The organism is Streptomyces sp. WI03-4A (assembly GCF_033792105.1).
In the GTDB taxonomy this organism is placed as follows: Bacteria; Actinomycetota; Actinomycetes; order Streptomycetales; family Streptomycetaceae; genus Streptomyces; species Streptomyces collinus_A.
In genome coordinates, this window is record NZ_JARAUO010000009.1 from 153,534 (window position 1) to 179,903 (window position 26,370).

The following is a 26,370-nucleotide window of genomic DNA, read 5'->3' on the forward strand; positions in this document are numbered from 1 at the left end:
CCGCCGGGCCAGTGTCACCGGCCGGTCCGGCCACCAGGCCAGTGCCACCGTCCGGTCCGGCCACCAGGCCAAGGTCACCGACCGGTCCGGCCGCCAGGCCAAGGTCACCGGCCGGTCCGGTCACCGGCTCGGCCACATCCGTGAGTCTGACGCCCGGCCAGGGACAGCGCCGAGTCCGGCCGCCAGGCCGGCGTCACCGGCGGGCCCGGCCAACGGCTCGGCCTCGTCCGCGAGTTCCGCCGCGAAGGCGTGCAGCAGTTCGTGGAGGACGTAGCGGCCCGGGGCGGCCTCGGTGACGAGGTGGGACTCGGAGAGTTCGCCGAGGAGGATGCGGGCCGTGCGGGCCGGCAGGCCGGCGAGGGCGGCGGCGGCCGCGGGGGTGAGCGCGGGGCCCGGGTGCCGTCCGAGCAGCTGGAACAGCCGGGCGGCGGGAGGGGTCAGGGAGCGGTGGGAGGCGGCGAACGCGGTGCGGACGTCGGGGGTGCCGGGGGCCGCGATGAAGGCGTCCAGGCTGCCCTGGGCGTCGGCGAGTTCGGCGGCGAGGGCGGCCAGCGGGAAGTCCCGGCGGCCGGCCGCGCGGGCGGCGACGGCGGCCAGGGCGAGGGGCAGGCGCCCGCACCGGGCGATGATCTCCCCGGCCGCCTCGGGCTCGGCGGCCACGCGCCCGGCGCCGAGCCGCAGGGCCAGCGCGGCACGGGCGTCCGCCGCCGAGGGAAGCCCGAGGCGCAGCGGACGGGCGCCGGAGGCGATCAGGCTGGGCAGTGCGTTGCGGCTGGTGACGACGGCCAGACAGCCGGGTGAGGCGGGCAGCAGGGGGCGCAGTTGTGCGGCGCCCGAGGCGTCGTCGAGCAGGACGAGCATGCGGCGGCCCGCGAGCAGGCTGCGGTAGAGCCCGGCCAGGGCGTCCACGCCCTCGGGCATCCGCTGCTCGGGCACACCGAGGGCGGCCAGTACCTGGTGCAGCGCCCCGGCGGGTCCCTGGGCGGTTCGTCCGGGGGCGAACCCGCGCAGCGCGACGTGGAGTTGGCCGTCCGGGAAGCGGTAGGCCGCACGGTGCGCCCAGTGCACGGCGAGGGCGGACTTGCCGATGCCGGGCATGCCGCTGATGAGGACGGCCGCGGGCGCCCCGCCGGTGGTGGCGGCGTCGACGGCGGTACCGGCGAGGGCGTCGATCGTCTCCAGCTCGGCCGCGCGGCCCGCGAAGACGGCGAGGTCGGGCGGCAACTGGGCGGGCCGCACGAAGGGGTGCGGCGGCCGCGGCCGCTCCGGCACGCTCTCCGGCGCCGAGCGGTGGGCGGCGGGCCGCACCTCCTGGCGCAGGACGCGGGCGTGGGCCGCGGCCAGTTCGGGGCCGGGCGGGACGCCGAGCTGCGCCGCGAGATCGCGGCGGACGCCGTCGTACGCGGCGAGCGCCTCCGCCTGGAGTCCGGCGGCCGCGAGCGACAGGACCAGGCGGGCGTGCAGCGGCTCGTCGAGCGGTTCGAGCGCGGCGGCCCTGCGCAGGGTGGGGAGCACCGCCTCGGGCCTGCCGCACAGGAGGGCGGCGTCCGCGGCCATCTGCGCGGTGCGCACGAGTTCCCGCTCGACGGCGGTGAAGTGCGGGTGCTCCCGGGTGGCCGCCGGTGCGCCCGCGGCCACCGGGCCGCGCCACAGGCCGAGGGCGGCGGCGAAGTGCCGTACCGCCGTCTCGGGCCGTCCGGTGGCGGCGGCCCGCATGCCGCGCTGGGCGAGGTCGCGGAAGCGCAGCAGGTCGACCTCGTCGGTGTCGGCGTGCAGCAGATAGCCCCCCGTGCGCCCCGGCAGCCGCCGTCCGGGTGCGCGGGGCGGCAGTCCGGGTTCGAGGAGCCTGCGCAGGGCGCCGACGTAGCGCCGTACGACGTTCGGGGCGCTGGCGGGCGGCTGTCCGGGCCAGAGCACGTCGACGATCTCGGCCATCCGCACGGGCCGCCCGGTGTGCACCAGGAGCAGGGCGAACAGGGCCCGTTGCTGCGGGAACCCGAGGTCGAGTTCGGTCTCCCCGCGGGTCACCCGCAGGGGGCCGAGCACGTCGCACCGCAGCACGTTCACACCGCGCCGAACCGGGCGTCCGGCCCGTCGAGCCTTGCCCTGACCCGGTCGGCGTCCGGGTGCCCGAGGTCGGTGAGCAGGGTGAGCGCCTGCTCCCAGGCGGCACGGGCGCCCTCGCGGTCGCCGGTCGCCAGGTGGGTGTCGCCGATGCGGGAGAGGGTGTCCGCCTCGGGGTAGGGCGCGCCGAGGGCCCGGTAGAGGGTCAGCGCGTTGCGGTAGCCGAGCAGGGCGTGCGGGTGGCGGCCGAGGTGGTGGTGGGCGTAGGCGATGCTGTCCCAGGTCGCGGCCTGGCCGTAGCGGTCACCGAGTTCCTGGAGCAGGGTCAGGGCTTCGAAGCAGTGGTCGAGCGCCTGCCGGTGCTCACCGAGCAGGGCGTGGTACCAGCCCACGGAGTTGAGGACGCTGGCCTGGGCCGGCCGGTGTCCGGCGGTGCGGTACAGGTCGAGGGCGAGGGTGTTGTGCCGCAGCGCCCCGGCCAGGTCGCCGCGCTGCTCGCTCTCCCAGCCGAGGCTGCGGTGGGTGCCCGCGAGGCCGGTGGTGTCGTCGAGGCCGGTGAACAGGTCGAGGGCGCGGGCGAGGCGGGTACGGGCGGAGTCGTGCCGTCCGAGTCTGCCCTCGGCCCGGGCGAGGCCGCGCTGGGCCCGGGCTTCGACGGCGGGTTCGGCGAGCCGCAGCGCGGCGTCGAGGGCGGTGCGCTGGGCGGCGAGCCCTTCGTGCCAGTGGCCGCGCCGTTCGAAGTGCGGTTCGAGCGACCAGGCCAGCAGGCAGGCGAGCCGGTCGTGCCCGGTGGCGGCGGCGGTCGTGACGAGGGCGGTCAGTACGGCGTGCTCGGCGGTGAGCCAGGCCAGGGCGCGGCTGTCGTCGGCGAACGAACCGGTGCACGTCTCGGCGGGTGTGTCGCGCGGCGGGGGCGGCAGGGCCGGCCGGTCCCCGCCGGGGTCGAGGAGCGCGGCGGCGGCATGGGCGGCGTGCAGGTGGTGGCGCAGCAGCCGCTCGGTCGCCTCGTGCCGTTCGGCCTCGGTGTGGTGGGTGTGCAGGAGTGCGGTGGCGTGGGCACGGAGCAGGTCGTGGAAGCCGTACCGGCCGGGCACGGGTTCGGTGAGGAGGTGGACGCCGGCGAGTTCGGCCAGCAGGGGCCGCGTGCGGCGCGGTGACAGTCCGGCGAGCGCTGCCGCGGCGGCCGGCGATGCGTCCGGCCCGGGGTGCAGGGCGAGCAGCCGGAAGAGCCGGGCCGCTTCGGCGGACACGGCGCTGACGGACCAGGAGAAGACGGTGGCGACGTCCACCGAGGTGTCCGGGCGGGCGAAGGCGTGCAGGCCGCCGTGGGCCGCGCGCAGTTCGGCGGCCACGGCGGCCAGCGGGAAGTGCGGCTTGAGGGCGGCCCGGGCGGCGACGCAGGCGAGGGCGAGGGGCAGCCCGGCACACCGGGTGATGATCTCGTCCATCGCCCGGGGTTCGGCGGCGGTCCGTCCGGCGCCGAGCCGGGCGGCGAGGAAGTCCCGCGCCTGGGCGGTGCCGAGCGGGCGCAGGGTGAGCGAGTGGGCCCCGTGGGCGGCGACCAGGCCGGTGAGTTCGTCCCGGCTGGTGACGATGGTGAGGCAGCCGGGGGTGCCGGGCAGCAGCGGCCGTACCTGGTCGGCGTCGCGGGCGTTGTCGAGCAGGACGAGCACCCGGCGTCCGGAGAGCACGCTGCGGTAGAGGGCGGACCGGGCGTCCGGGTCCCGCGGCACGCGCTCGGGCGGTACGCCGAGGGCGTCGAGGAACTGGCGCAGGACCTCCCCCGGTTCGGTGATCGCGCCGGCCGGGGCGAAGCCGCGCAGGTCGGCGTAGAGCTGTCCGTCGGGGTAGCGGTCGGCGACGAGGTGGGCCCAGTGGACGGCGAGCGTGGTCTTGCCGACCCCCGGCATGCCGCCGAGCGCGGAGATGAGCACCGTCCCGGTGGGTTCCGGGCCGCAGCCGAGCACGCCCAGCACCTCGTCGAGTTCGGCGTGCCGGCCGGTGAAGGAGGGCAGGTCGTGCGGCAGTTGGGCGGGCACGGCCGGGCCCGGCGCCGGGGTTCGCGGGTGCGGTACGGGGCCGGTCCCGGGCGCGGGGTCCGTGCCGTGCAGCACCGTGCGGTGGGCGTCGCGCAGTTCGGGACCCGGGTCGATGCCCAGTGCGTCGGCGAGGCGGTCGCACGCGGTGCGGTAGGCGGCGAGTGCCTCGGCGCGCCGGCCGGTGGCGGCGAGGGTCAGCATCAGGCGGGCGAGGAGCGGTTCGTCCAGCGGGTGCGCGCCGGCGGCCCACCGCAGTTCGGCCAGCACCGTGCCCGGCAGGCCCGCGCGCAGCGCCGCGTCGGCGGCCTCCCGTACGGTGGCGAGGCGTTCGCGCTCAGGGACGCCGAGCGGCAGCCGCGCCCGCACCTCCTGGGGTATCCCGGAGGCGACGGGACCGGTCCACACGGACAGCGCTCCGGCGAACAGTTCGGCCGCGCGGGCGGCCGGGCCCGCGGCGGCGGCCCGCACGGCCGCCTCCCGCAGTTCCCGGAACCGTACGAGGTCCAGGTCGTCGCCGTCGGTCAGCAGACGGTAGCCGCCCGCGCCCCGCACCAGCCGGCGGCCCGCCGCGCGGGCGGGCAGACCGGGTTCCAGCAGCCGGCGAAGGAGGCCGACATGGCGGCGTACGACGTTGACGGCCGTGCGGGGCGGCTCGCTCCCCCACACGGTGTCGACGATCTCGGGGACGGGGACGTGCTCACCCGCCCTGAGCAGCAGAAGTGCCAGGAGCGCCTGGGCCTGGGGGCCGCCGAGGTCTAGTTCCCGCTCCGCCCGCCAGGCCCGTACGGGCCCGAGCACCGCGAACCGCACCGCGTCGTCCCCCGACATGCCGCACCCCTTCGGTCGTACTCCCCGGAATCGACCCTAATCCATCGATGATCCAGCACTTCGATCACCGAGAGTCACAGCTTCGCCGGTCACGCGGAATACGCGCGGATTCCATGGGCGGCCTGTGCAACCATTCGCCACACCTGCGTGTCCCCTCACATAACAGCATCGATCGACCAAGGGGGACATCATGCGACGAATATGGGCGGCGATGGCGGCGCTCGCGCTCGCGGGCACCGGGGCGGGGGCGGCGGCGACCGCGGACGCCGCGCCGGCGGCCACCGCGCGGGCCACGGCCTGCCCCACGGGCTGGGGCAGCGGAGACAAGGGCGGCGACGCGACCGGCGCCGTACCGCTCAAGGACATCAGGACCGGTCGGCACGCCTGCTACGACCGCATGGTGTTCGACGTGCCGGGCGGCGGCTCCTCCCTCGGCTACCGGGTCGGCTACGTGGCCCGGCTGCACTCGGGCGCCAGCGGCCGTTACATCCCGGTCGGCGGCGGTGCCGTGCTCGACGTCCGGGTGGGCGCGCCCGCCTACGACCCGGAGACCGGCGCTCCCACGTACCCGGGCCGGGTCGGCCGCACCCTGCCCGGCGTGCACCTCGCGGGCTACCGCACCTTCCGGGACACGCGGTACGCGGGCAGCTTCGAGGGCGAGACCCAGATCGGCCTCGGGGTCCGCGCCCGCCTGCCGTTCCGGGTGGTCCGGTTGCCCGGCCGGCTGGTGGTCGACGTCGCCCACACCTGGACCGGCAGCCGCTGAGCGCGGGCCGCGGCGGCGGGGCTTGCCGCCCGCCCCCCGACTCTGGTTGGGTACCGGCGCCGCACCCGCACCGGGCGGGTGGGGCCGGAGGGGCGGACGGCGTGCGCACGACGACACGGCAGGACACCAGGGGCCCGTTGCCCGAAGGGCTCGGGCAGGCGATACGCGGGACCGCCTGCGACATCGCCGCGCTGCTGCGGGGCGCGCGCGACACGGCGGTCCCCGTGCCGGGGTCGGAGTGGACCGTCGGCGAGGCGGCGGCCCACCTGGCCCTGGCCAACGAGCTGATGGCCGACCTCGCCGCCGGGCGTGAACGTCCCTACGGCGACGGCACCCCGCAGAGCCTCGCCGGGGCCAACGAGCGGTCCCTCGCCGACTTCACCGAGCGCCGGGCCGAGCCCCTGGCGGTGATGATCACGGAGCAGGCGGAGGCGTTCCTGGACGCCATGGCGCGCCCCGCGGCCGAGGGGGTGGACGTGGGGACGCCCACCACTCCCCTGGGTCCGATGGGGCGCGACGTGCTCGCGTCGTACCTGCTCACCCACATGCTGGGCCACGGCTACGACCTCGCCCTCGCGCTGGGCCGCCCGCACATGATCGACCGGGCGCGGGTGGGCCTGTGCATGCCGTTCATGCGCGCGGTCATGCCGCGGGTGGCCGACGCTTCGGCCACGGCGGCTCTCACGGCCCGCTACACGATCCGGCTGCGCGGCGGCGAGGCGTTCGCCGTGTCCCTGGCCGACGGCACGGTGCGGGTCACGGCCGGGCCGCCGGACGGCTCGGACTGCACCATCCTGATCGAGCCCACGGCCTTCCTGCTCATCGCGCTGGGACGCCGCGACCCCTGGCGGGCCATCGCCCGGGGCCAGATCGTCGCCTGGGGCCGCAGGCCGTGGCTCGCGCCCCGGTTCCCGACCCTGTTCAAGGCGCCCTGAACGGGCTCATTCCGAGCTCACTCCCGGCTCACTCCCGGCTCACTCCGGGGAGCGGGTGGCGCCGAAGTACGTCTCGTGGGTCCAGACGTGGGTGCAGGACGGGCACTGCAGATGGAGCCGGCTGCCGGTGTTGGAGAGCAGGTAGCGCCAGTGGCCGTGGCAGGTACGCCCCTCCTCGCAGGGGGCGCAGCCACGTCGGTCGTCGCACTTCGGGCAGTCCACCCAGGCGCGCCGTCCGATGTCGGCCTGCGGGTCAAGCGGCAGCATGCCCGCCCCCGCGGCGCGGGAGCACTCCGGCCGCGACCAGCTCGTCGTACACGCGCTGCTGCTCGGCGTCGAGGCCGGAGTACAGCAGGTCGTAGGCCTCCTGCTCGCCGCGCAGCGCCGCCACGGGGTCCCAGTCGGGGCCCAGGGCGGCCAGCGCGTGGGTGCGCCGGAGCATCTCGTGGGAGGTGAGGTCGACGGTGAACTCGACCGGTTCGGAGCCGACGGCGCGGTCCGCCGCGGGCTCGCTCGCCCCGGCCGGCTCGCTCGCCTTGGCGGGTTCGTCCGGCTCACCGGGGAGGACAGGGCCAAATGAGGACATACGACCGAACGTAGGCAAGGCCGCGCCGCCCGGGCAAGGGTGGGTGGGAGAAGTCACAGCAGGTCGGCGCCCCCGCGGGGGTCACCTCAGGATGTTCACGGCCCGCGCGACGACCAGGACCACGGTCACCAGCGAGACCGAGGACTGGAGCATCATCAGCATCTTGGCCCACCGGGACAGGGGCATCACGTCGGTGGGGCTGAAGGCGGTGGAGTTGGTGAAGGACAGGTACAGGTAGTCCAGGAACGCCGGCTCCCAGTCCGGTGGCGCGGACTCCGGACTCTGCATCTGCACGAAGAGGAAGTCGGCGTACTGCCGCTGCCCGAGCACCCGCGCCATGGGACCGCCGCGGTCCCACTCCCAGTACCAGAGGGCGAACACGATCACGTTCGTCGCCCAGATGCCGCCGCCGGTCAGCAGCAGCGGCACCGCGTCGGTCCCGGCGCGGCCGGCCACCAGGTCGGCGACGAGCCGGACCGCGGCCCAGCCGTTGGCCAGGCTGATGAGGCCCATGAGGGCCAGGCCCAGCCAGCGCAGCGGGCGGGTCCGGGGCTCCACCCGGTGCGGGTTGGCGGCGACCAGACCGGCCAGCAGCACCAGCTCCAGCACCGGGAGCACCCAATAAGGCTGGAGCGCGAGCCGGTGCGGCAGCATCAGCTGGATGCCGACCGCCAGCAGGATCACGGCGGTCACCGCCCAGCGCGGCTCCCCCCGCGTCGCCCGCCGCCACGCGGGACCCAGATCCCGCTCCCCGCTCTCCAGCAACCGCTCGATCCTCGCCAGCCGCCCCTCGGCGTCGCCCGTGTCGTGCGTCATGGCGAGGATTGTCCCGGGGGGAGGGGGTGGGGTGCGGACGGGGGGTGTGCGAGGCCCTGGGGGCCGCGTCCCGGCCCGGGGTCAGCCGCCGATGATCTCGGTGAACCGCTCCGCGTCGATGTTGCCGCCCGAGGCGATGACGCCGATCCGGCTCGGGAGGTCGCTGACGCGGCCCGCCAGGAGCGCCGCGAGGCCGGTGGCGCCGCTGGGTTCGAGGACGATCTTCAGCCGCTCGAAGGCGAACCGCATGGCGTGGACGATCTCCTCGTCGCTGACCAGCGCGATGTCGTCGACCAGGCGCTGGTTGATGCCGAAGGTGATCTCGCCCGGGGTGGGCAGCGCCTGGCCGTCGGCGATGGTGCGGGGCACGGGGATGGTGACGCGCTCGCCGCTCTCCAGGGAGCGCTTGGTGTCGTCGCCCGCTTCGGGCTCCACACCGATCATCCGGATTCCGGGGTGCAGCGCCTTGGCCGCGGTCGCGCTGCCCGCGATGAGGCCGCCGCCGCCCACGGGGACGACGAGCGCGCCGAGTTCCCCGGTGTCCGCCAGGAGTTCGAGGGCGGCGGTGCCCTGGCCGGCGATCACGTGCGGGTGGTCGTAGGGCGGGATCAGGGCGAGGCCCCGGTCCCTGGCGAGAGCCTCGCCGAGCGCGGTGCGGTCCTGGGTGTAGCGGTCGTACGTCACGATCTCCGCCCCGTATCCGGCCGTCGCCCGCGCCTTGGAGCGGGGAGCGTCCTCGGGCATCAGGATGACGGCGCTGGTGCCCAGCTCCCGGGCGGCCAGGGCGGTGGCCTGGGCGTGGTTGCCGGAGGAGTAGGCGGCGATGCCCTTGGCGAGCTGTTCGGGGGCCAGTCGGGCCGCCGCGTTGTAGGCGCCGCGGAACTTGAACGCGCCGATCCGCTGGAAGTTCTCGCACTTGACGAAGACCTCGGCGCCGACGAGGGCGTCGAGCGTGCGGGAGGTGACGACGGGGGTGCGGTGGGCGATGCCCTCGAGGCGGGCGGCGGCCTCTCGGACGTCGTCGAACGTTACGGGCGAAGCGGCGGCCATGGCGTGTCCTTGCGGTGAGGGGACGGGGCGGGTGCGGGCGGAACCGGGGGCGGGAGTGAGGGGCGCGTGGGGCCGGTGTTGCCGGTCAGGAGGCCGCGGCCGTGGCGCGAGGGGCCGGTCACCAGCCGTTGACGCGTGGCCAGACCGCCTCGATCGTCGGCGCCGGTCCCGTGCCCCGCGCGCTGTCGACGACGTGGTAGCCCTGGTGCTGGGCGGCCGTGGCGCAGGCGTGGTTGGGCAGGACGCGCAGCCGGGTGCCGACCGGCAGCTCGGGCAGGCGGGCGCCGTCGCGCGCGATGAGGGTGCCGTGCTCCTGGCTCGCGGCGGTCATGACCAGCCCCGGAAGCAGCCGGCCGGTCAGGTCGGTGACGAGGCCGTAGCCCTGGTCCTGGGGCTGGGCGGAGGTGCCGCGGTCACGGGACATCGCCATCCAGCCGCCGTCGGTGATGATCCACCCGTACTCGGGCCGGTGGCCGATGACGGTGACGACCACCGACAGGGCCAGGTCGTCGACGGCGCAGACGCCGAGCCCGGCCATGACGAGGTCGAAGAAGACGTAGTTGCCGGCGCGCAGTTCCGTGACGCCGGTGAGGTCCTCGGCCGCGTGGGCGGTGGGCGTGGAGCCGACGCTGACGACGTGCACCGGCAGACCTGCGGCCCGCAGCCGGTCGGCGGCGGCGACGGCCGCGTCACGCTCGTTCCTCGCCGCCAGGCGCTGCTCCTGGCCGCCGTGGGCGAAGTAGGACTCGCCCGCGTGGGTCAGCACGCCGTCGAGGCAGCCCGCCTCGTGCAGGACGCGGCCGATGCCGACGAGTCCGGGCGCGTCGGGCCGCAGGCCGCCGCGGTGGCCGTCGCAGTCGATCTCGATCTGCGCGGGCACGGCGATGCCCGCCGCGCGCGCGGCCTCGGCGACGCACGCGGCCTGTTCCGAGCTGTCGAGCAGGACGCGCAGGGTGACGCCCCGGCGCAGCAGGGCGATCACGCGGGGCAGTTTGTGCGGGGCGATGCCGACGGCGTACGTGATGTCGGTGTAGCCGCCGTCGGCGAACGCCTCGGCCTCGGCGAGGGTCGAGACGGTGACCGGGCCCGGGGTGCCGTCGTGCAGCAGCGCGGCCACGTCGAGGCTCTTGGCCGTCTTGACGTGCGGGCGCAGGGCGACCCCGAGGCGGTCCGCACGCCGGGCGAGGCGTTCGATGTTGCGGCGCGCCCGGTGGACGTCGACCACGGCGAACGGGGTGTCGGGGTCGGCCAGGGTGCCGGGGCGGTCCGTGGGCGGAAGGGCGCGATGGGCGGCCGGCGGGGTGGTGGTCACAGCGTGATGTCCATCTTCTTGAGCAGGGCGAGGCCGAGGCAGAGGTCCTGGAGGCCGATGCCGGAGCTGTCGAAGACCGTGATGTCGCGGTCGTCGACGCGCCCTTCGGCCCGGCCCACGAGGACGTCGCCGAGCGGGGTGAGCACGGTGTCCCCGGGCGCGTGCTGGCTCTCGCCCATCCGGCGGGCCTGCTCGGGCAGGTCGCAGAAGACGCGTGCCGAGGCGAAGAGGGCGGGGTCGAGTTCCCGCTTGCCGGGGGCGTCGGCGCCCATGCAGGAGAGGTGGGTGCCGGGCCGCACCCACTCGGCCCGGACGAGGGGCGGGGAGTCGGCCCGGGCGGTGGTGGCGGTGACGATCACGTCGGCCCGGGCGCACGCCTCCTCCGCGCCCACGACGGTCGCGGTACGGCCGTCCGCCGTGAGTCCGGCGGCCAGCCGCTCGGCGCGGCCCTTGTCGCGGCCCACGACCAGCACCTCGCGGACGGGCCGGACCCGGCCGACGGCCCGGACCTCGTGGGCGGCCTGGTGCCCGGTGCCGAAGACGGCGAGGGTCGTGGCGTCGGGGCGGGCCAGCAGGTCGACGGCGAGGGCGTCGGCGGCCGCGGTCCGGTAGGCGTTGGCGGTACCGAGGTCGAGGACGGCGGCGATCCGGCCGGTCGTCTGGTCGAGGAGGAGCAGGGTGGAGTGGTGGCGGGGCAGTCCGTGGTCCGGATTGTCCGGCCAGAAGCTGCCGATCTTCACCCCGGCATGGGTGGCGGAGGCCGACGGCTTGAGGGTGAAGCGGTTGCGCGGGTCGGACCCGTGCACGGCCATGCTGGGGAAGACGACGCCGTCGACGGTCGCGGCGAACGCCTCACGGGCCGCTTCGAGGGCGAGGTCCTCGTCCACGAGTGCGGCCGTCTGTTCCTCGGTGATGTGCAGCAGGGCGCGCACGGCGGGCCCGGGGCCCGGCTGCCTCGTCCCGGCGGTCATGCGGCCCCTCACTTGGTGTAGTTGTAGACGGTCGCCCGGGAGACCCCGAGCAGGTCCGCGATGGTCTGGGCGGCGTCGCGCGAGTCGAAGTAGCCCTCACCGTGCAGGTGCCGTACGAGGGCCCGCTTGGCGTCCCGGCCCAGCGACCTCGGGGTGCCCCCGCGTTCGGCGGCGAGCGTCTCGACGGCCGCGCGCAGTTCGCGCGCGTTGCGGTCCCGCAGCGTCTCCAGCGGCTGCTCCCGGTGCTCGGTCCCGGTGGCCACGAGGTTGGCGAGGGCGAGCGTGACCGGGGACAGCACGGAGACGTCGAGGTTCAGGCAGAGCGCGGCGATGTAGTCGCCGGAGCCGTTCTTGATGCCGATCGAGGTGCTCTTGGCGGGGCGGCCGTCGGGGAACCGGTTGGGGTAGTTCTGGATGACGCTGGGGTACTGGGGGTCGGCGATCCGGGCGAGGCCCAACTCGGTCGCGGAGTCCCCGATCCGGCGGCCGGAGAGGTTGTTCTCGATCGCCCGGATCGCGTGCCGCGGGTCGCGCAGGTCGTGCAGGACGACCTCGCACAGCCCGGGGAACATCCGGCCGAGGGCGACGGCGATCTTCTCCGCTTCGCGGATGAGGTGCTCGTCGGCGTCGGACCCGGTCCCGCCGTCGGACCCGGCCCCGGCGGGCTCGGCCTCGACCCCGGCCGCCGTGGCTTCCGTCTGCTGCTCCACCCGGTCCTCTTCCACGCTCTCGCCGATCTCGCCGCAAGCGCCGGTCTCGCCGGCCGCGACCGACCTCGACGGTTTTTCCAATTCTGGACTCGCAGCCTAAGTGATCGCTCCGCCGCCCGTCCAGGGCCCCTCACTTCCATGCGCGGTCGAGGAAGTCGGCGATCAGCGGGGCGATCTCGGGCAGGTGGGTCTCCAGGGCGAAGTGGCCGGTGTCGAAGAGGTGGACCTCGGCGTCGGGCAGGTCGCGGAGGTAGGCGCGGGCGCCGGGCTCGGGGAAGAAGGGGTCGCGGCTCCCCCAGGTGACGAGCGTGGGCGGGGTGTGCCGGCGCAGCCACGCCTGCCAGGCGCCGTAGCGCTCGACGTTCGAGCGGTAGTCGAAGGCCAGCGCCCGCTGGGCCTCCTTGCGGCCCGGCAGGTCCAGGAAGTACTGGTCGAGGGTCCAGCCGTCCGGCGCGATGAGCTCGGGGTCGGCGACGCCCGTCTCGTACTGGCCGCGGGTGCCGTCCAGGGTGAGCAAGTCACCGATGGCCTCTTGGGCGCCGGGAGTCTCGGGGGTGAGGGCGATGAAGCCGCGGGCCGCGTCCGAGAGCCCTTCCTCGTAGGCGTTGCCGTTCTGCACGACCAGGCCGGCGATCCGCTCGGGGTGGCGTTCGGCCACGCGGAACCCGACGGGCGCGCCGAAGTCGAAGACGTACAGCACGAACCGGTCGAGGCCGAGGCCCCGCACGAAGCCCTCGACGACGCCGGCGAGCCCGTCGAAGGAATAGGTGAAGCCGTCCGGCGCTCGGGTGTGGCCGAAGCCCGGGTAGTCCGGGGCGATCAGCCGGTAATGGGAGCCGAGGGCGTCGATGAGCCGGCGGAACTGGTGGGAGCCGGACGGGAATCCGTGCAGGAGCAGCAGGACGGGGGCGTCGGCCCGGTCGGGCAGGGACTCCCGGTAGAAGACGCGGACGCCGTCGACGTCCAGGTGGCGGTGGGCGGTGCGGGCGATCGAAGCGAACACGCTAACCCCTTGTTCATCGTCTGATGCATTAGGTATAGGCGGCCGGCGGCTAACGCGTCAAGACGGAGATGTAGCATTAGGCGCATGAGTGATCTCGTGCCGCTGACCGGAGAGCCGCTGGCGCTCGACCTGGTCAACACCCGGTCCGCCACCGGTGATCTGCTCGCGAGCCCGGCCGGCCTGCGGGCCTGGTGGACGCTGGAGGCGGACCGCCTCCCGGACGGTCCGCCGGCCGAGGTCACGGCGGCCGACCTGGCCGACGTGCTGGCCGTGCGGGACCATGTCGCCCGGGCGCTCGCCCAGGTCAGGCTCGGAGCCGAGCCGCCCGCCGCCGACCTGGCGGCGCTGAACCGGGCGCAGCGCGCCGCGCCGGCGATCAGCGAGCTGGTGTGGACCGGGTCGGCGGTGGCCGCCACCCGGCGGCGCGACGGCACGCCGGGCGCGCGACTGGCCGCCCGTCTCGCGGAGGCCGCCGCAGAACTGCTGGCCGATCCCGCCGTCGCCCGGATCCGGGAGTGCGAGGCCGACGACTGCGTGATGCTCTTCGTGGCCACCCACCCGCGCCGCCGCTGGTGCTCGGCGGCCCGGTGCGGAAACCGGATGCGCGTGGCCCGCCACTACCAGCGCCACAAGCCCCGCTGACGGGCACCCGGGCGGCCCCCGACGAACGCGAGCGGCCCCGCCGGAACACCGTCCGCCGGGGCCGCTCGTCGCGCTGCCCGCCAGGCCCTAGTTGCCGCGGCCCGCGGGATCGTGGGCGATGCTGTCCCGGCCCTCGTCCGCGTGGGCCGGGGCCACGCCGGCGGAGCCGGTGCCGGTGTCGACGGCCCGGTCACCGTGTCCCGGCCACCACGCCGCGTGCCCGATGAGCGCGGTCAGACTGGGCGTGAAGAACATCGACATCACGAAGGCGGCGACCGCGATACCGAAGGAGACGGCGAAACCCATCTCCGTGAGCAGCGCGTTGCCCGCCAGCATCATCGTGGCGAAGGTGGCCGCCAGGATGAAGCCGGCCGCGGCGACGGTCGGCCCGGCGTGCCGGAGCGCCATGCCGGCGGCCTCGCGCGGCTCGCGCCCCTCGCGGGCCTCCTCGCGCAGCCGGGCGATCATGAGGATGTTGTAGTCCGTGCCGATGGCGACCACGAAGAGATACATGATCACCGGCAGCATGAACATCAGGCCCGAATGCCCCTGGCCCTCCTGGAAGATCCACACGGTGGCCCCGAGGGTGGCGCCGAAGCCCAGGCCCACGGAGGCCATCAGGTACCAGGGCGCGACCACACTGCGCAGCAGCAGCCCCAGAATGACCATGATGAGGAGCGCGGCCACGGGGAAGACCGTGCGGTAGTCGTGGCTGACCGCGGCGTCGATGTCCTTGTAGATCGAGGACATGCCGCCGACCAGGGCCTCCGTGTCATGGGGGGCGTCGGCGTGGGCGACGTCGCGCACCCGGCCCACCGCGTCGATGGCCTTGTCCGTCGACGCCTCGTACTTCAGCGTGACGGTGAAGTCCGCGGTGGTGCCCGCCTTGTTGACCTGGGTCATCCGGGCGTCCGCGACCCCGTCCACGGCGCCCAGCCTGCGCGCGTAGGAGTCGAACGCGCCCCGGTCCAGCGGCTTGCCGTCGGTGCTGGACAGGTAGACGTCGGTGGGGGCGGCCGCGCCCGCCGAGTACGCCTTCTGCATCTCGTCCTGGGCGACCATCGACTCCTTGGTCTTGGGCATGGAGCCGGACGCCAGGTCGAAGGTGGCGTTGAAGTTGAGAATGCCCAGCGACAACACGACCAGCACGAGTCCGGACAGTCCGGCGGTCAGCGCCGGGCGGCGCTGCACCCCGCGGCCGAGGGCGGCGAAGCGGGCGTTCTCCGGCTCGCGCTGCCAGGACTTGGACGGCCAGAAGACCTTCGGCCCGATGAGCGAGACCACGGCCGGGATCAGGGTCAGCCCCGCGACCAGCGTGGCGGCGACCGCGATGGCGAGCGCCGGTCCCATCTGCTTGAGGAAGCCGAGCGTGGACAGCACCAGCGCGAGGAAGGCGATGATGACCGCCCCGGCGGCCGAGGCGATGGCCTCACCCACCCGGTCGACCGCGTTGACCATGGCCTGCTTGGGTTCGTCACCGGCGCGCAGGCGTTCCCGGTAGCGGAACATCAGGAACAGGAAGTAGTCCGTACCCACGCCGAAGAGCACGACGATCAGGATCGACGAGATCGAGCTGTTGGCCTGGAGGTCGAACAGCTTGGTGGCGTAGGCGATCAGCCCGTTGGCGACGGCGGACACCAGGCCGATCAGGATCAGCGGCAGGATGGCGAGGATCGGCGCCCGGAAGATGATCAGCAGCGTCACCAGGATGATGACGAAGGTGCCGATGCCGATCAGTGCCTGTCCGCGTTTGGACGAGTCCTGCTGGTCGAGTGCCTGGGCCGCTGAGCCGCCCAGTTTCACCTCCAGGTGCGTGCCCTTGGCGAGTTGCTTGACGTCGTCGCGCAACACCTTGGCCGCGTCGGCCTGTTCGGGCTGGCCGGCCTTCTTGCTGTCCATCTGCACCAGGGTCAGGTCGTACCTGCCGTCCTTGGACGGCTGGCCGGGGACGACCTTCTGCACCTGGTCGATGTGCTTCTTGCCCAGCTCGGTGGTGATCCGGGCGACGTCCTGCTTGTCGGCGTCGGTCAGCCTGCCGCCGTCGGTGCGCTGGTACAGCGCGATGGCGGACGGCGTGAAGGCGCTGGGGAACGCCCTCTGCTGCAGGTCCGCCGCTCTGATGGACTCGTAACTCTTCGGCAGGAAACTGCTCTCGTCACTGTTCGAAGGCAGGCCGGGAGCGGTGGCCACGATCGCCACCGCGGCGATCAGCCAGGCCACGATCGTCCAGACGGGATGTCGGACGACAGCGTTGCCTATTCGTCGGAACATGCGGGGGGTCCTCCTGGACAGGAAGATCACCGCAGCCCGGGGAGCGGTCCCTGGCATCGGCGACCCCGGCCGGCGCGCGTCCAACGCACCGGCCGAATGGTTGTCTTAGGGTCACATGGTAGTGACCACGTAAAGGGATCATTCCAGCAGGCGCGCCCAGGCACGACCGGATATCGGGCGGCCGCCGCGGGCGGGCCGGAAGGAGCACCGGACATGACCACGAACAGCGTCCCGGGGCCGCCGCACCACACTCCCGAGGGCATCCTCTGGGAGCCCAGCGGCCGCTGGGTGCGCGGCCGTACGGCCGGGGTCATGGTCGTCGACAGCCGCCACCCGGTCCTCGTGTGGGAACCCGGCGTACCGGTACCGCTGTACGCCTTCCCGCGCGGCGAGGTCCGCGAGGACCTGCTGCGTCCGGCGCGGAACCCGCCCACCGGCACCCACACCGGGTCGACGGTCTTCTACGACCTGGAGGCGGGCGGCGAGTGGCGGGCGAACGCCGCCTGGACCTTCCCCGCGGACGCCCTGGCGGACCACATCGCCTTCGAGTGGGCCCGGCGCACCGGCACCGGCCTCGACCACTGGTACGAGGAGGAAGAGGAGATCTTCGTCCACCCCCGCGACCCGCACAAGCGGGTCGACGCCCTCCCCAGCAGCCGGCACGTCCTGGTCGAGATCGGCGGCACGCCGGTCGCCGAGACCCGCCGCCCGGTCCTGCTCTTCGAGACCGGTCTGCCCACCCGCTACTACCTCCCCCGCGAGGACGTCCGCCTGGACCTGTTCGAGCCCACCGACCACAGCACCGGCTGCCCCTACAAGGGCACAGCCGCGTACTGGTCGTGGCGCGGCGGGGGCGACGTCCCGGCCGACGTACTGTGGAGCTACGCCGATCCGCTGCCCGCGGTGGGCGCGGTCAGGGGACTGCTCGCGTTCTACAACGAGGCGGTCGACATCACCGTGGACGGTGAACGACTGGAGCGCCCGGTCACCCACTTCACCCGCCGCCCCTGAGGCGCCGGCCGCCGGACGGCTCGGGTCGGGGTACCGGCCGGTGGATCTCCGGTGCGATGATCCCCGCGGGGTTCGACGAACCCGGCCGGGTGTGGGAGCTGGCGTGACCGCTCCGGGAGACTCCCTTCCTCACGACAGGAGTTCGCAGTGAGCAGCGTCCACCACGACGTCAACCTCCTTCCCCCGCCCCGGGTCGAGGAGGTCAGCGAGAACGTCTTCGCCTACATACAGCCCGACGGCAGCTGGTGGATCAACAACACCGGCTTCCTCGTGGGGCGGCGCGGCGTGATCAGCGTGGACTCCTGCTCGACCGTGCGGCGCACGCGCGCCTACCTGGACGCGATCGGCACGGTCACGTCCCAGCCGGTACGGACCCTGATCAACACCCACCACCACGGCGACCACACCTTCGGCAACCACCTGTTCGACGGCGCCACCATCGTCGGCCACGAGGCGACCCGGACGAGCGTCCTGCAGTGGGGCGAGCCGGGCGCGGCGGCCGCGTTCTGGACCGACGTCGAGTGGGGTGACGTCACGATCGAACCGCCCTTCCTCACCTACACGGAGGGCGTCACGGTGTGGTCCGACGACCTGCGCGCCGAGGTCCGCCACGTCGGCACGCCCGCCCACACCACCAACGACTCCCTCGTCTGGCTGCCCGAACGGGGGCTGCTGTTCAGCGGCGACCTGCTGTTCAACGGCGGCACGCCCTTCCTGTTGCAGGGGTCCGTGGCCGGTGCCGTGAAGGTGCTGGAGGAGGTGGTCAAGCCGCTGGGCGCGACGACCATCGTCCCCGGCCACGGCGGGGTCGCCGGTCCCGAGCTGGTCGACGAGGTGCTCGGCTACCTGCGGTTCGTGCAGCGCACCGCCCGGGCGGGCCGCGACGCCGGGCTGACGCCCCTGGAGACCGCCCGCGAGACCGACCTGGGCGAGTACGCCGGGCTGCTCGACGCCGAGCGCATCGTCGGCAACCTGCACCGGGCGTACGCCGAGCTGGAGGACGGCCCCCTCGGCCGGACGATCGACGCCGCGGCCGCCCTCGGCGACATGGTCGCGTACAACGGCGGACGCCCCCTCACCTGCCTGGCCTGAGGTCGAGACCTCGCTCCCGGCTGTGTGAGGTGAGAGCCTGGGTTCGGGGTCCGTCTGCAGATGGGACCAGATCATGGGCTTGCCGGGCCGGGCGCACGGCGACAGCGTGAACGACCCGTTCGACCTCACCACGGCCGCGTTGGTGACGGTGGACGGGTCGGGGCTGATCGAGTGCTGGAGCCCGCAGGCCGAGAAGCTGCTCGGGCACGCCTTCGCGGACGTGGCCGGGCGGCCGGTGTCCGAGGTGCTGCGGGGCCCGGACGGCACGGACGGCGTGGCAGGCCTCACGGCGCTGGTCGAGGGCCGGCTGGTGGCCGACAGCTGGGAGGGCCCGGTCTCGGCGCGCCACCAGGACGGCCACCAGATCGGCCTGGGGCTGCGGGTGCGGGCCGTGCCGGTGCCCGGCGGCGGTTGCCGCTGGCTGGCCGCGCTGTGCCGGGCCGAGGACTGGAAGCGTTGGGAACTGAGCCAGGCGGCGCTGCGCGGCCTGCTGACCCAGTCGCCGATCGGGATCGCCGTGCTCGACGCCGGGCTGCGCTACGAGTGCCTCAACGAGGCGCTGGTGGCCATGGAGGGGCTGCCGTGCGAGGACGGCGGCCGCGGGCCCGAGGTGTTCCAGGCCGTGGAGCGGCAGGCCAGGCGGGCGCTGTCCGCGGGCAAGGCCGTCTCGTCCGTCGAGAATGTGACGCCCCCGCCCGACGCGGCCGGCCGGCCGTGCGCCGAGCACCTGCGGCTGCGCGCGTCCTTCCCGCTGCGGGCCCGCACCGGCACCACCCTCGGGGTGTGCCAGACCGCCGTCGACTTCAACGAGCACGACCCCGGCCGCCGACGCCTGCTGCTGCTCAACGAGGCCGCCGAACGCATCGGCACCACGCTCGACCTCGGCCGCACCGCGCAGGAGCTGGTGGAGATCCTGGTGCCCCGGATCGCCGACTTCGCGGCCGTGGACCTGCTGGACGGCGAGCGGTCCCCTGAGGAGTTCGCCGCCCGTCCCCGGGGCGGCGGGGGCGGACTGCACCGGGCGGCCCACCTGTCGATCCGGGCCGACCACCCCGAGGTCATCGTCCCGATCGGCGCCCCGACCCACTACCTCGCGCAGTCCCCGCAGAGCCGCTGCCTGGCCACGGGCCGTACCGTGCGGGACGCGCTGCTGACCCTCGCCACCCCCTGGCTCGTACAGGATCCGCCGCGGCGGGACAAGTGGCTGCACCTGGGCGTGCACTCGCACATGGTGGTCCCGCTGCGCGCCCGGGGGGTGACGGCGGGGGCGGTGACGCTGCTGCGCTGGGAGAACCCGGAGCCGTTCGACGAGGACGACCAGCTCCTCGTCGAGGAGTTGTCCGCCCGGGCGGCCGTGTGCGTCGACAACGCGCGGCGCTTCGCCCGGGAACACAGCGCCGCGCTCGCCCTGCAGACCAGTCTGCTGCCCCCGGTGCTGCCGGACCTCAGCGCCGTCGAGGTCGCCTACCGCTACCTGCCGGCCGACGCCGAGGCCGGTGTCGGCGGCGACTGGTTCGACGTCATCCCGCTGTCCGGCGCGCGTGTCGCCCTGGTGGTGGGGGACGTGGTGGGGCACGGCATCCACGCGGCGGCGAGCATGGGGCGGCTGCGCGCGGCCGTGCAGACCCTCGCCGACATCGACCTCCCGCCCGAGGAACTGCTCACCCACGTCGACGACCTGGTCCTCAGGCTGTCGGAGGAGGCCGAGGCCGCCGAGGGCGGCCCACTCGTCGTCGGGGCCACCTGCATCTACGCCGTGTACGACCCGATCTCGCGCAGACTGCGGGTGGCGCGGGCCGGGCACCCCGGCCCCGCGATCGCCCACCTGAGCGAGCCCGTCGAGATCCTGGACGTCCCGGCGGGCCCGCCGCTCGGGCTCGGCGGCCTCCCGTTCGAGTCGGCCGAGTTCGAGGTGGAGGAGGGAAGCGTCGTCGCCCTCTTCACGGACGGGCTGATCGAGGCGTCCGACCACGACGTGGACACGGGCCTGGAGCGCCTGTGCTTCGCGCTGGCCCACCCGGACCGGCCGCTGGAGGAGATCTGCGACACGCTGGTGCGCACGCTGCTGCCGGACCGCCCGCCCGACGACGTCGCCATCCTCGTGGTGCGCACCCGCGGTCTGGGCCACGACCGCGTGGCGTCCTGGGACATCCCCGCGACCGCCGCCGCGGTGGCGGAGGCCCGCCGCGCGGCCACCGAACAGCTCGGCCGGTGGGGCCTGGACGACGCGGTGTTCACCACGGAGCTGATCGTCAGCGAGCTGGTCACCAACGCGGTCAAGCACGCCGACGGGCCCATCCGCCTGCGGCTGATCCTCGACCGGAACCTGGTGTGCGAGGTGTCCGACGCGAGCAACACCTCCCCGCGGCTGCGCCGGGCCCGCTACTCGGACGAGGGCGGCCGCGGTCTCTTCCTGGTCGCGCAGCTCGCCCAGCGCTGGGGCACCCGCTACACGTCGCGGGGCAAGACGATCTGGGCGGAGCAGCCGCTGCCCGCCCGGTACGGCGGCGACGACCCGTCCGCGGCGTCCGTGCCGTACCCGGCGCCGGATCCCACGGCAGGACCGGGCTGACCCGGCTGCGGCGGCGGCCGGGGCCGTGCCCTCGTACATTGGAGGCGTGGGTGACACCGCAGCCGACGGGGAGCCGACCACGGACCAGGTCGACTACGCCGCTCTGTTCGCCGCCACCCCCAGCCCCTATCTGGTGCTCAGCCCCGAGCTGCGGATCGTCGGTGTGAACAAGGCCTACTGCCGGGCGACCGACCGCACCCGGCGGGACCTGCTCGGGCAGTACCTCTTCGACGCCTTCCCGGACAACCCCGCCGACCCGCAGGCCAACGGGGTCACCAACCTGTCCGCTTCCCTGGCGCGGGTGCTGGCGACACGGGAACCGGACACCATGGCCGTCCAGCGCTACGACATCCCCGTCAGCAGCCGGCCGGGCCTCTTCGAGGAGCGCTGGTGGTCCCCGGTCAACACCCCGGTGCTGAAGGACGGCGGGGAGGTGGCGTGGATCATCCACCGCGTCGAGGACGTGACGGCCTTCGTCCACCACCGCCAGGAGCGACGCACCGCCGGCCCGCCGAGCCGGCGGGAGGAGGGCATGGAGGCCGAGCTGTACGCCCGGGCCAAGGAACTCGAGCGGCTGAACGAGGAGCTGCGCCGGGCCCACGCCCGTGAGCGCCAGGTGGCGATCACGCTCCAGGAGGCCATGCTGCACTCCCCCGACCTGGCCCGGCACTCCGACGTGGCGGTGCGCTACCTGCCGGCCATCGGCTCGCTGAACGTGTGCGGCGACTGGTACGACACCGTCGACCTGTCCGACGGCCGGTTCTCGGTCGCCGTCGGCGACGTGGTCGGCCACGGCCTGGAGGCCGCCACCGTCATGGGGATGCTGCGCAGCGCGCTCTCGGCGGCGAGCAGGGCGGTGGCGGGCCCGGCCCAGGCGCTGGAGGTCCTGGGGCTGTACGCGCGTTCCGTCGACGGGGCGCTGGCGGCGACCGCCGTGACGGCCCTCGTCGACACCCGGGCGCAGGTGATCATCTACTCGAGCGCGGGCCATCCGCCCCCGGTACTGATGCATCCCGGCGGGGACTGCCAGCTGCTGGACCGGGCCACCGATCCCCCGCTGGGCGCGCGGCCCGAGCACGTCCCACGCCCGCAGGCCGGTATCGCCTTCACCCACGGCGACATCCTCGTGCTCTACACCGACGGTCTGATCGAACGCCGGGACGAGGACATCGACACCGGTCTGCAGCGGCTGACCGACACGCTGCGCGAGTGCCTCGGCCTCAGCCCCGAGCGCTTGGCCGACATGCTGCTGGCCCGCCTCGGGGTCAGCCATGGCGCGCGGGACGACATCGCGCTGGTCGTGGTCGGGCTGTGAGTCCCGGCCGGCGGCGCCTGGTCGCGCGCCCGGCCTAACTGGAGTTCGGCGGCACGCCCGCCTGCCGGCAGCGGACGGCGACGGCCGCGATGTCGTCGTCGAGCAGTCCGGCGCTGTAGTGCAGCAGGTCGCGGTGGAGCCGGTCGAGCAGCTCGCGGGGCGGCGTCGGGCCGATCTCCCGCATCCAGTCCGGCAGCGGGAAGAACTGCCCGTCGCGGTCCCGGGTCTCCGTCACGCCGTCGGTGTAGAGGAGCAGCTGGTCGCCGGAGCCGAAGGCGACCGTGTCGACGCTGTAGTCGTCCCCGAGGAGCGAGGCGAGGTTGAGCGGCGGCGAGGGCGTGGTCGGCTCCAGGACCCGGATCTTCCCGTCCTGGACGAGCAGTGGCGGCGGGTGCCCGCAGTTGAGGATCCGCACCTGGCCCCCGCCGTAGGGGATCTCGGCGATGAGGGCGGTGGCGAAGTGCTCGGGCTGGTCGGGGTCGAGGATCGCCACGCTGTAGCGCCCTATGCTCGTCTCCAGGCGGTGGATGATGCCCTTGAGGTCGGGCTGGTCGTAGGCGTTCTCCCGGAAGCAGTTGATGACCGCCGAGGCGGCCCCCACCGCGGACAGTCCCTTGCCGCGCACGTCGCCGATGAGCAGCCGCACCCCGTACGGCGTGTCGGCCACCTCGTAGAAGTCGCCGCCGATCCGGGCCTGCTCCTGGGCCGCCAGGTAGAGGGACTCGATGTCGACGTCCTGGATGCGGCGCGGCAGCGGGCGCAGCAGCACCTTCTGCGCCGCGTCGGCGACGAGCCGGACCTGGAAGAGCGTCTCCTCCCGCTGGAGCCGCAGATGGCTGGCGTAGGCGGCCGCGAGGGTGACCGCGACGATCGCGGCGGCGGTGTACGGCGTCCCCAGGTCGGTGTAGACGAGACTGAGCCCGATCATGGCCAGCAGGCAGAAGCCGCCCAGCACGACGGTCGGGAGCACCGGCCACAGCGCCGCGGCGAGGGCCGGCGCGGCGGGCAGGAGCCGGCTGAAGGCGATCTCCCGGGGGGTGGCGAAGGCCAGGCCGGTGATGAGGGCGGTGAGGATCACCGGGGACAGCAGAACGGTCTCGCGGGAGCCGCCGTTCGGGGCGCGGTGACGCCGGTGCCGTCCTGTCCTGATCACAAAAAGTATCTTATCGGTGCATACCGGACTTCTGTCGGCACGACAACGCGCGGCCGGGCGGTGGGCCGCCCGGCGGCACACGGGGTCAGCGGCCCCGTCCGCGCGGCTTGAGCGGCACGTGCGGGAGCTCCGGGGCCGGCAGCCGGTCCCCGTCGTAGCCGTGCACCTCGCCGAAGCGGGTGCCCGCCGCCCAGTCCGCGCGGGCCCGCGCGACGTCGTCGTGCGAGCGGCCGATGAAGTTCCACCACATGACGATCTCCTCCTCGAACGGGGGCCCGCCGAGCAGGACCGTTCGGGCGGTGCCGTCCGACTCGTTGACGAGGGTCAGTGTCTCGGCCCCCGGGCGGGCGTAGCCCAGCTCGGCGGGCCGCAGCAGGGTGCCGGCCAGGCGTACGTCGCCGCGGTCGACCAGGAGGCCGTGCTCGAAGCCTGGATCCACGTCGAGGGTGAGGGCCGAGCGCGGCGGCAGCAGGATCTCGGAACCGAGCAGCGGGGTGAAGGTGCGCACCGGGGAGACGGCGCCGGCGAGGGAGCCGAGGAAAACCCTGATCCCGGCTCCGTCGAGGGCGACGGGCTCGGGCACGTGGTGCTGAAAGTCGCGCGCGGTGCCGCGGTGGGCCTCGGGCAGGGCCACCCAGAGCTGGACGCCGTGCAGCACGGTGGTGTCCGGGGTCGACACCTCGGAGTGGGCGATGCCGTGGCCGCCGGTCATGAGGTTCAGCTCGCCGGGCCGTACGAAGGCGTGGCTGCCGAGGCTGTCGCGGTGTTCGATCTCCCCGCTGAACAGCCAGCTCACCGTCTGCAGCCCGGTGTGCGGATGCGGCGCCACGTCCATCCCGCCCGTCCGCGCGACGTCGTCGGGGCCGTAGTGGTCGGCGAAGCACCAGGCGCCGATCAAGGTCCGGGACCGCTGGGGTAGCGTGCGGCGCACGGTCATCGCCCGGGGGCCGCCGAGGGGGACGTCCCGCGGGGCCAGCACCTCGACCGGGGGCGCCGCGGACGGCCGGGCGCCGTCCATGGCCGCGCCGCGGCTCGTCGCGTGGGGTTCCGTCTCCGTGTCGCTCACCGTGGACTCCTCCAGCTCACTAATTGTTCTATGTTCAACTATTGCAGCCGATCGTAGACCCTCCGAAGGAGTTTCGGGTTGACCACCTACACGACCGGGGCCGCGCTCCCGCGGATCTTCGTCGACAAGCAGAGCCCCGCCGCGTACCAGGCCCTGGTGCACACGTCCGAGGCGGTGCGCGCCGTCGCCGCCGAAGCCGGCCTCGACCGTGCCCTGGTGGAACTCGTCAACCTGCGGGTCTCGCAGATCAACGGCTGCGCGTACTGCCTGGACGTGCACACCCGGGCCGCCCGGCGCGCGGGCGAGACCGAACAGCGGCTCGGCGTGCTGGCGGCCTGGCGCGACACGGAGGTGTTCACCTCCACGGAACGCGCGGCACTCGCGCTGGCGGAGGCGACCACCCTGCCCGACGACGCCGCCGCCCAGGAGAGGGCGTACGACACCGCGCGCGAGGTGCTCACCGACGACCAGCTGTCCGCGGTGATCTGGGTGGCCATCACCATCAACGCCTTCAACCGGGTCTCGATCATGAGCAAGCATCCGGTACGGCCCCGCCCGGCGTCCGGCTGACCCCGCCGCCGTGCGCCGGCGGGCCACCACCCGTGCGCTCTCGGGCAACTCGGCCCGCAGGGCCGCCCCTGGCGTCGGCGGCGCAGACACGCACCACACGCGGGAGGCACCACATGACCACCGGTTCCAAGGCCCCGAGCGGCCGGCCCTGGCTGCACCGGAAGGGGGAGGTCATCCAGGATTTCGGGACCGTCAAGCAGTTCCCGATCGGCCTCTCCCACGACGCGCGCATGTACCCCTGCCGGCGTCTGAACCGGGTGCCGGCGGACGGGGCCGAGGAGGTCCCGGCGATGCTCTCGCGCCTGCTCGCGGCGCACGAGACCATCCTGACGGACGCCCACGACGCGGCCGCCCGCACCGGGCGGTCGGGCGACGACGGCACCAAGGACCTGCTCGTCTCGCAGGTCGTCCGCACCGGCGAGCTGCACGCCTGGTTCCTGGCCGAACACCTGGTCGACACACCGCTGGTGCGCGCCTGAGCCGACGCCGGCGGCGGTGGGGGCACCCGTCCGTCCCGGGTGCCCCCACCGCCGCCGGCACCGCATGATCCCTTGCCATGCTCATGAGCGGTGTGGCAGGGTTCCCCGCGTCGAACCGCATGTCACTCTCGCACGGCGAAGGACTGAAGCCATTGATCGCGGCGTCCCCCAGCGGCCGCCGTCGGCACTGACACCCCTGCCCCACCGGCAGCGGCCCGCGGTGCCCTCGCGTCTCCTCACGGCGGTCCCACGCATGTCCCGTGTTCCCGGCCCGAGCCGGTTCCGCAGCCGTCACGGCTGCCCTTCATCGTGAGGTCATCACCATCGTGCGCACCGACGTGCAGCGCTTCGCCGTCGCCAACCTGCTCCGCCGCCCCGAGGCGGCCGAAGTCGGCGGATTCGTCGTGGGGTTCGACCCCGCGACCACCAGCCCCTACATCAACTACGCGACCCCCGTCCCCGGCGCCCAGCCGGCCGACCACGACGTCAGCGCCCTGATCGAGACGTTCCGGGAGCGCGGTCTCAAGCCCCGTCTGGAGTTCGCCCCGGACGCCGCGCCCGCCGTCGAACCCGCCCTGCTCCGGGCCGGGTTCACGACCGAGGCGGTCCACGAGTACATGGTCTGCACTCCCGCCGGCCTGGTGGTCCCGGCCGGGCACACGGTCGTGGAGACACCGGTCACCGACGAGGACTACACGGCCGTCGACGCCGCCCTGTCCGAGGCGTTCGACGGTGAGTTCCCGCCCTCCCCGGAGAGCGCCGCCCGGCTGCGGCGCACCCAGGAGGGCGGCGGCGCCGTCCGGTTCGTCCGCGCCGCCGACGGCGGCTGCGCCGGCGCGGCGATCTGCTCGGCGCCCGCCGACGGCACGGCCGAACTGGCCGGCGTGGGCACCCGGCCCGCCCACCGCGGCCGGGGCATCGCGGCCGCGGTCACGGCGGCCCTCGCCGCGACCGCCTTCGACCGCGGCACACGGTCCGTCTGGCTGGAGTACTCCGGCGAGGGCTCCCGCCGCGTCTACGAGCGGATCGGCTTCCGCCCCACCGGCACCCGCCTGTACATGTCCCTCGAAGCGTGACCCGCGCCGGGCGGGGGCCGAACGGGTCCCCGCCCGGCGCCGG

At 74.4% G+C, this 26,370-nt stretch carries 23 protein-coding genes; 10 read left to right on the plus strand and 13 right to left on the minus strand.

Annotation, left to right across the window (positions count from 1 at the left end; translation table 11 throughout):
• Positions 1-120: 120 nt before the first annotated feature.
• A complete protein-coding gene (locus PV343_RS12955) occupies positions 121-2,067 on the minus strand; it encodes an AfsR/SARP family transcriptional regulator (protein ID WP_319147021.1) in 1,947 nt (648 codons plus the stop codon).
• Positions 2,064-4,931, minus strand: coding sequence for an AfsR/SARP family transcriptional regulator (locus PV343_RS12960; RefSeq protein WP_319147022.1), 2,868 nt, complete (start codon positions 4,929-4,931; stop codon positions 2,064-2,066). Before PV343_RS12960 ends, PV343_RS12955 begins: the two co-directional genes overlap by 4 nt.
• A 190-nt stretch (positions 4,932-5,121) precedes the next feature.
• Between PV343_RS12960 and PV343_RS12965 the strand changes: the two genes are divergently transcribed.
• Positions 5,122-5,697: a hypothetical protein gene (locus tag PV343_RS12965; protein WP_319147023.1), complete on the plus strand. Its 576-nt coding sequence runs from the start codon at positions 5,122-5,124 to the stop codon at positions 5,695-5,697.
• A 101-nt stretch (positions 5,698-5,798) separates the two neighbouring features.
• Positions 5,799-6,632: a maleylpyruvate isomerase family mycothiol-dependent enzyme gene (locus PV343_RS12970; protein WP_319147024.1), complete on the plus strand. Its 834-nt coding sequence runs from the start codon at positions 5,799-5,801 to the stop codon at positions 6,630-6,632.
• A gap of 39 nt (positions 6,633-6,671) precedes the next feature.
• On the opposite strand, the gene PV343_RS12975 is transcribed toward PV343_RS12970, so the two are convergent.
• From PV343_RS12975 to PV343_RS13010, 8 genes are all read right to left on the minus strand, one after another.
• Positions 6,672-6,899 carry a hypothetical protein gene (locus PV343_RS12975; RefSeq protein ID WP_319147025.1) on the minus strand — a complete coding sequence of 76 codons (228 nt, stop codon included), beginning with the start codon at positions 6,897-6,899 and terminating at the stop codon, positions 6,672-6,674.
• The gene (locus tag PV343_RS12980) at positions 6,886-7,218 is read right to left on the minus strand and encodes a DUF6400 family protein (protein WP_319147026.1); all 333 of its coding nucleotides are present in this window, start codon (positions 7,216-7,218) and stop codon (positions 6,886-6,888) included. Before PV343_RS12980 ends, PV343_RS12975 begins: the two co-directional genes overlap by 14 nt.
• Before the next feature lie 81 nt (positions 7,219-7,299).
• Positions 7,300-8,034, minus strand: coding sequence for a hypothetical protein (locus PV343_RS12985; protein WP_319147027.1), 735 nt, complete (start codon positions 8,032-8,034; stop codon positions 7,300-7,302).
• 81 nt (positions 8,035-8,115) lie between these two features.
• The gene (locus PV343_RS12990; protein WP_319147028.1) at positions 8,116-9,084 is read right to left on the minus strand and encodes a threo-3-hydroxy-L-aspartate ammonia-lyase; all 969 of its coding nucleotides are present in this window, start codon (positions 9,082-9,084) and stop codon (positions 8,116-8,118) included.
• 118 nt (positions 9,085-9,202) lie between these two features.
• The gene (locus PV343_RS12995; protein WP_319147029.1) at positions 9,203-10,396 is read right to left on the minus strand and encodes an alanine racemase; all 1,194 of its coding nucleotides are present in this window, start codon (positions 10,394-10,396) and stop codon (positions 9,203-9,205) included.
• A complete protein-coding gene (locus PV343_RS13000) occupies positions 10,393-11,367 on the minus strand; it encodes an ornithine cyclodeaminase family protein (protein ID WP_319147030.1) in 975 nt (324 codons plus the stop codon). The genes PV343_RS12995 and PV343_RS13000 overlap by 4 nt, the downstream gene beginning before the upstream one ends.
• An 8-nt stretch (positions 11,368-11,375) precedes the next feature.
• Entirely contained in the window at positions 11,376-11,978 is a 603-nt protein-coding gene (locus PV343_RS13005; RefSeq protein ID WP_319147088.1) for a transcriptional regulator, read from the minus strand.
• Between the two features lie 229 nt (positions 11,979-12,207).
• Positions 12,208-13,080: an alpha/beta fold hydrolase gene (locus PV343_RS13010; protein WP_319147031.1), complete on the minus strand. Its 873-nt coding sequence runs from the start codon at positions 13,078-13,080 to the stop codon at positions 12,208-12,210.
• A gap of 84 nt (positions 13,081-13,164) precedes the next feature.
• On the opposite strand from PV343_RS13010, the gene PV343_RS13015 reads away from it, so the two are divergent.
• Positions 13,165-13,722 (plus strand): CGNR zinc finger domain-containing protein, encoded by a 558-nt coding sequence (locus PV343_RS13015; protein WP_319147032.1) that lies wholly within the window; start codon positions 13,165-13,167, stop codon positions 13,720-13,722.
• A gap of 87 nt (positions 13,723-13,809) precedes the next feature.
• Here the strand turns inward: PV343_RS13015 and PV343_RS13020 are convergent, their stop codons facing one another.
• Positions 13,810-15,993 carry an MMPL family transporter gene (locus tag PV343_RS13020; protein ID WP_319147033.1) on the minus strand — a complete coding sequence of 728 codons (2,184 nt, stop codon included), beginning with the start codon at positions 15,991-15,993 and terminating at the stop codon, positions 13,810-13,812.
• Positions 15,994-16,206: 213 nt separating this feature from the next.
• On the opposite strand from PV343_RS13020, the gene PV343_RS13025 reads away from it, so the two are divergent.
• From PV343_RS13025 to PV343_RS13040, 4 genes are all read left to right on the plus strand, one after another.
• Complete coding sequence (locus PV343_RS13025) at positions 16,207-17,004, plus strand: DUF427 domain-containing protein (protein ID WP_319147034.1); 798 nt, start codon at positions 16,207-16,209, stop codon at positions 17,002-17,004.
• Positions 17,005-17,151: 147 nt separating this feature from the next.
• Entirely contained in the window at positions 17,152-18,096 is a 945-nt protein-coding gene (locus tag PV343_RS13030; protein WP_319147035.1) for an MBL fold metallo-hydrolase, read from the plus strand.
• A 73-nt stretch (positions 18,097-18,169) separates the two neighbouring features.
• Positions 18,170-20,668 carry a SpoIIE family protein phosphatase gene (locus PV343_RS13035; RefSeq protein WP_319147036.1) on the plus strand — a complete coding sequence of 833 codons (2,499 nt, stop codon included), beginning with the start codon at positions 18,170-18,172 and terminating at the stop codon, positions 20,666-20,668.
• Between the two features lie 46 nt (positions 20,669-20,714).
• The gene (locus tag PV343_RS13040; RefSeq protein WP_319147037.1) at positions 20,715-21,983 is read left to right on the plus strand and encodes a PP2C family protein-serine/threonine phosphatase; all 1,269 of its coding nucleotides are present in this window, start codon (positions 20,715-20,717) and stop codon (positions 21,981-21,983) included.
• A 34-nt stretch (positions 21,984-22,017) separates the two neighbouring features.
• Here PV343_RS13040 and PV343_RS13045 read toward each other — a convergent pair whose 3' ends face one another.
• Both PV343_RS13045 and PV343_RS13050 read right to left on the minus strand, forming a co-directional pair.
• Positions 22,018-23,136 (minus strand): PP2C family protein-serine/threonine phosphatase, encoded by a 1,119-nt coding sequence (locus tag PV343_RS13045; protein WP_387953107.1) that lies wholly within the window; start codon positions 23,134-23,136, stop codon positions 22,018-22,020.
• A gap of 85 nt (positions 23,137-23,221) precedes the next feature.
• Positions 23,222-24,202: a pirin family protein gene (locus tag PV343_RS13050; protein ID WP_319147038.1), complete on the minus strand. Its 981-nt coding sequence runs from the start codon at positions 24,200-24,202 to the stop codon at positions 23,222-23,224.
• A 78-nt stretch (positions 24,203-24,280) separates the two neighbouring features.
• Here PV343_RS13050 and PV343_RS13055 point away from each other — a divergent pair, with 78 nt between their 5' ends.
• The 3 genes from PV343_RS13055 (at position 24,281) to PV343_RS13065 (ending at position 26,327) form a co-directional block, all read left to right on the plus strand.
• Positions 24,281-24,772 (plus strand): carboxymuconolactone decarboxylase family protein, encoded by a 492-nt coding sequence (locus PV343_RS13055; RefSeq protein ID WP_319147039.1) that lies wholly within the window; start codon positions 24,281-24,283, stop codon positions 24,770-24,772.
• 113 nt (positions 24,773-24,885) lie between these two features.
• Complete coding sequence (locus PV343_RS13060; RefSeq protein ID WP_319147040.1) at positions 24,886-25,251, plus strand: ferritin-like domain-containing protein; 366 nt, start codon at positions 24,886-24,888, stop codon at positions 25,249-25,251.
• A 326-nt stretch (positions 25,252-25,577) separates the two neighbouring features.
• Positions 25,578-26,327, plus strand: a complete 750-nt coding sequence (locus PV343_RS13065) for a GNAT family N-acetyltransferase (RefSeq protein ID WP_319147041.1) — start codon at positions 25,578-25,580, stop codon at positions 26,325-26,327.
• Positions 26,328-26,370 lie beyond the last annotated feature (43 nt).

Excerpts from the sequence above, each read along its gene's own strand:
- PV343_RS13035 (WP_319147036.1), top strand. The coding sequence starts at position 18,170 with ATGGGCTTGCCGGGCCGGGCGCACGGCGACAGCGTGAACGACCCGTTC.
- PV343_RS12990 (WP_319147028.1), bottom strand. The coding sequence starts at position 9,084 with ATGGCCGCCGCTTCGCCCGTAACGTTCGACGACGTCCGAGAGGCCGCC.
- PV343_RS12985 (WP_319147027.1), bottom strand. The coding sequence starts at position 8,034 with ATGACGCACGACACGGGCGACGCCGAGGGGCGGCTGGCGAGGATCGAG.
- PV343_RS13015 (WP_319147032.1), top strand. The coding sequence starts at position 13,165 with ATGAGTGATCTCGTGCCGCTGACCGGAGAGCCGCTGGCGCTCGACCTG.
- PV343_RS12965 (WP_319147023.1), top strand. The coding sequence starts at position 5,122 with ATGCGACGAATATGGGCGGCGATGGCGGCGCTCGCGCTCGCGGGCACC.
- PV343_RS13025 (WP_319147034.1), top strand. The coding sequence starts at position 16,207 with ATGACCACGAACAGCGTCCCGGGGCCGCCGCACCACACTCCCGAGGGC.
- PV343_RS13020 (WP_319147033.1), bottom strand. The coding sequence starts at position 15,993 with ATGTTCCGACGAATAGGCAACGCTGTCGTCCGACATCCCGTCTGGACG.
- PV343_RS13000 (WP_319147030.1), bottom strand. The coding sequence starts at position 11,367 with ATGACCGCCGGGACGAGGCAGCCGGGCCCCGGGCCCGCCGTGCGCGCC.
- PV343_RS12975 (WP_319147025.1), bottom strand. The coding sequence starts at position 6,899 with ATGCTGCCGCTTGACCCGCAGGCCGACATCGGACGGCGCGCCTGGGTG.
- PV343_RS13060 (WP_319147040.1), top strand. The coding sequence starts at position 24,886 with ATGACCACCGGTTCCAAGGCCCCGAGCGGCCGGCCCTGGCTGCACCGG.
- PV343_RS12960 (WP_319147022.1), bottom strand. The coding sequence starts at position 4,931 with ATGTCGGGGGACGACGCGGTGCGGTTCGCGGTGCTCGGGCCCGTACGG.
- PV343_RS12980 (WP_319147026.1), bottom strand. The coding sequence starts at position 7,218 with ATGTCCTCATTTGGCCCTGTCCTCCCCGGTGAGCCGGACGAACCCGCC.